This is a genomic window from Mucilaginibacter panaciglaebae, assembly GCF_039539265.1.
GTDB classification, from domain to species: domain Bacteria; phylum Bacteroidota; class Bacteroidia; order Sphingobacteriales; family Sphingobacteriaceae; genus Mucilaginibacter; species Mucilaginibacter panaciglaebae.
Genome location: NZ_BAABCV010000021.1, coordinates 1 through 3,433, shown reverse-complemented (window position 1 = coordinate 3,433; position 3,433 = coordinate 1). Strand labels below are relative to the sequence as shown.

Annotated in this window: 2 protein-coding genes; both read right to left on the bottom strand. The window is 43.2% G+C overall.

The features are described 5' to 3' along the window. Positions 1 to 401: 401 nt before the first annotated feature. Positions 402 to 1,451, bottom strand: coding sequence for a glycoside hydrolase family 130 protein (locus ABD772_RS17450; RefSeq protein ID WP_345107484.1), 1,050 nt, complete (start codon positions 1,449 to 1,451; stop codon positions 402 to 404). A gap of 117 nt (positions 1,452 to 1,568) precedes the next feature. Further along, the gene (locus ABD772_RS17445; protein WP_345107482.1) at positions 1,569 to 2,960 is read right to left on the bottom strand and encodes a methyltransferase RsmF C-terminal domain-like protein; all 1,392 of its coding nucleotides are present in this window, start codon (positions 2,958 to 2,960) and stop codon (positions 1,569 to 1,571) included. Between the last annotated feature and the right edge of the window lie 473 nt (positions 2,961 to 3,433).

Sequence of the window (3,433 nt, the reverse complement as noted above, 5' to 3'; positions counted from 1 at the left end):
TACCTGTTGCACAACCTGCAACTTAAAGGCAAGACTGTAATCGCGCTGACTGCGCCTGATAACTCGTTTTAAGTGTTTCTTCATAATAAGTCAACTTGGATGTCAACTTATTTCAGGACGGGACACTTAATATAAAAGCGGCGCCTGATTCAGGCAGCCGCTTTTATGTTATATCCTCTTTTGTCATTTTAAGCATAGCGAAGGACTATGCTCTTGAACGAAGTGAAAAATCTGTGCGGCTTTATAAACGTCGGCCGATGCTTCGCTACGCTACCCATGAAAATAAAAAATGTCGTATCGGGCGACGGCGAGGTACCTATACATAAATATTCACGCCATACTTAGCATGTGTATGGATCTCTCTCTATGGCCGAGATGATATCGAAATAAAGTCAATCACGCTAAACACCCAACGCAGCCAATATCTCTTTGATAGAAAACCTTGCCCCGCAAACAAATTCGTCCGAGGCACCATAATATATAGTTATAGTGTCGCCGTCAACCACATGGCCGTTAGTAAATACTACATTACCAAAGAATCCGCTTAACTCATAAGGCTCGGTAGGCTTCATAATAGGTTCATCGGCGCGTGCCAATACTTTCGAAGGATTATTAAGATCAAGCAGAACGGCGCCTAAACAATATTGGTGTTCTTTGTTAGCGCCGTGATAAATTTCAAGCCAGCCTTTTTCGGTTTTTATAGGTGCGGCGCCTGCGCCCACGCGGTGGCTGTCCCAGTTATCCTTGCGGGTTTTAACAAGACATTTATGATTACCCCAATGCAAGCCGTCGGGCGACTCGGCCAGCCAGATATAATTGCCTCCAATATCCACGCTGCTGGGTCGGTGCAGGCAGTAATATAAACCATTTATTTTTTCCTCAAAAATGGCGCAGTCCTTATTATGAGGTGGGATGATCATCCCGTGGTTTTCAAAAGTCTTCCAATCGGTAGTGGTACGCATGCCCACCCCAACGCCATTGCCCGATACGGCCGTAAATGTCAAATAATATTTGTTTTCTAAAAATGTCACCCGGCAATCTTCAATTCCAAAGGCTTGTAATGCGCCTTGTCCAAACAGCGGCTTATAGCCTTCAGGTTCATAAAAATGTACCCCGTCATCGCTGCAAAGCAAACGCAGGTGTGATAGTGTGGTTAGGTAATCTAAACCCATGTACCTGATAACCCGCGGATCGGTAGTAATCAACTCGGGGTGTTCTGAAGGTAGCTCAACAATCTCCGTTTTGCCCACTTCATTCAGCACCGGGAAGAATATCGACCCTTCTTTCTGTATCGCATTCTCTGCCACACGGACGATAAGCCAGGTTTTGCCCTCAAAAGTGAATACGCCGGGGTTAAGCAAACAAATAATCTGTAAGCCATCCTCGCTTGCTTTAAGGTCGATAGGCGATAGTAAGGGGTTTTCCGGAAAACGTTGGGCAATATCTTTCATACTATATATTATATACTGTGTTCAATTTTAACAGTATTATATAGTATATGGTTTGAAAAACCTCTCCTAAATCTTCTCCAAAGGAGAGTGCTTTGTATAAAACTTTGAAATAGCGGGTTAACGCTCCCCCTCCTTTGAAGAGGGGCGGGGAGAGCTCAATATCCTCAGTTCCTTCGGGTAATAATTATTAACCCTGTTTGGCAGCAGCTTAGCCCAGCCTAACGTGTGGCCCTCAAAGTTCATCAAACTCCAGCCTTTCTTAGCCTCATCAATATTCAGGTTCTCCCGGCGCAGATATAATATCGCCTGGTCATAGTCTAATTCGGTTTGCACTGCTGCGTCTTTGTTTACAATGATGCTCAGCGCCAGTTCATGGTCCGGTATCAGATCGCGGCCTGCCAGTTTGCCAATACATACGCCCGATTTTTTAATATATAAATGATGCTGTAACAGGTTCAGGCTTTCTTTATGCTGCTGATTAATGGCCATCCAATCCTCATTCACCTTAAAAAAGTAATAAGCCGATGGATCATTGATATAAGGTTTGATCAGATCCAGTTCATTGTGGGGCACTTTTTGGTTTTTGTTATTTTTGAACGATGTCAGGTTACCGCTGCTTTCCCGCTTTCGCAGTACCGAAGCAAACAGCCCTTCACCCTTAACCAGCCCTGGATAAAAACGATATCCCCAGGCTTCCTTTTTTGTCGATTGCGATTCAACAATTCCCCACTCCTTATTAACAGGTATACGTATGCTTTCCAACGCAAAAGTGCTGCATAGCCAATCCAGAATATCCTCATTTTCCTGGTGCGAGTAAGAGCAGGTACTATATATAAGGTAGCCATCTTCTTTTAGAGCGGGGTAGATGTCCGCCAGGATGCGCTCCTGCCGTTGATGGCAAAGGTTAACATTAGCCGGGCTCCATTCATCCATAGCATCCGGATCTTTACGGAACATCCCAGAACCCGAACAAGGCGCGTCAACCAATACGATATCAAAAAAGCCGGTAAGCCTGCCAAAATCTTTCGGGTCATTATTAGTGACGATGGTATTGGCCGTACCCCAGCGGGCCAGATTATCGGTAAGGATAGGTACCCGTGTTTTAATAATTTCATTGGCCACCAGCAGGTCGTCAGGCGTCATGGCCGAGTTTAACAGCGTGCTTTTGCCACCAGGTGCGGCGCAAAGGTCGATGATGTTTACCGGTGCTTCAGGCTTTATATGTTTTAATATATGCCCGATAAACATTGACGAAGCTTCCTGCACATAGTATGCCCCGGCATGAAATAGTGGGTCAAAAGTGAACGATGGGCGGGTGTATAGATACAAGCCATCGGCACACCAGGGCACCTGTTCACCTGTTTTTGTCGATGTTTTTTTAAAAGGATTGATACGAATTGAGGTCGGCGAGTCGTTTTTTTGATGGGTATCGACAAAATTTTGATGGTCAAATCCCGGCTCGTTTAATAAAGATTCGAGAAAATTTATAGGAAATTGGTGGTTTTGCATTTGATTTCAAATATACAAAATCAGAAATTGATGCAGATGGCTTTCGAAATTGCATTGGATATGTCTTAGTTTTCAGCGTGTTATAATATTGTTTTAAAAAAGTGAAAATTTCTTTTGCCAGATGCCAAAATCTTTCTACATTTGCAACCCGCTCAGGAAGAAAGAGCGGTTGTTTTTTGAAAAGTGGGAACTAAAAAATAAATATCAAAAAAGTGAAAATAACACTTGACAGATATTAAAAAAGTTCGCATCTTTGCAGCCGCTTCGATAAGGAAGCAAAACATTGAAAAAAGTAGAATCCTGCGGGATTTTAGAAATAAAAAGATCCACTGCGACAGTGGTATCGAAAAGTTCTTTTAGGAAATAGAAAATCATGTAGCGAGCGGGCTTCAACGCCTCGAGAGAGGAGAAGAAGTTTGTTTGAAAGAAGAGAGGATCGAGGTTAAGTTATTGTATAAAGATATATACAAATG

Excerpts from the sequence above, each read along its gene's own strand:
- ABD772_RS17450 (WP_345107484.1), bottom strand. The coding sequence starts at position 1,451 with ATGAAAGATATTGCCCAACGTTTTCCGGAAAACCCCTTACTATCGCCT.
- ABD772_RS17445 (WP_345107482.1), bottom strand. The coding sequence starts at position 2,960 with ATGCAAAACCACCAATTTCCTATAAATTTTCTCGAATCTTTATTAAAC.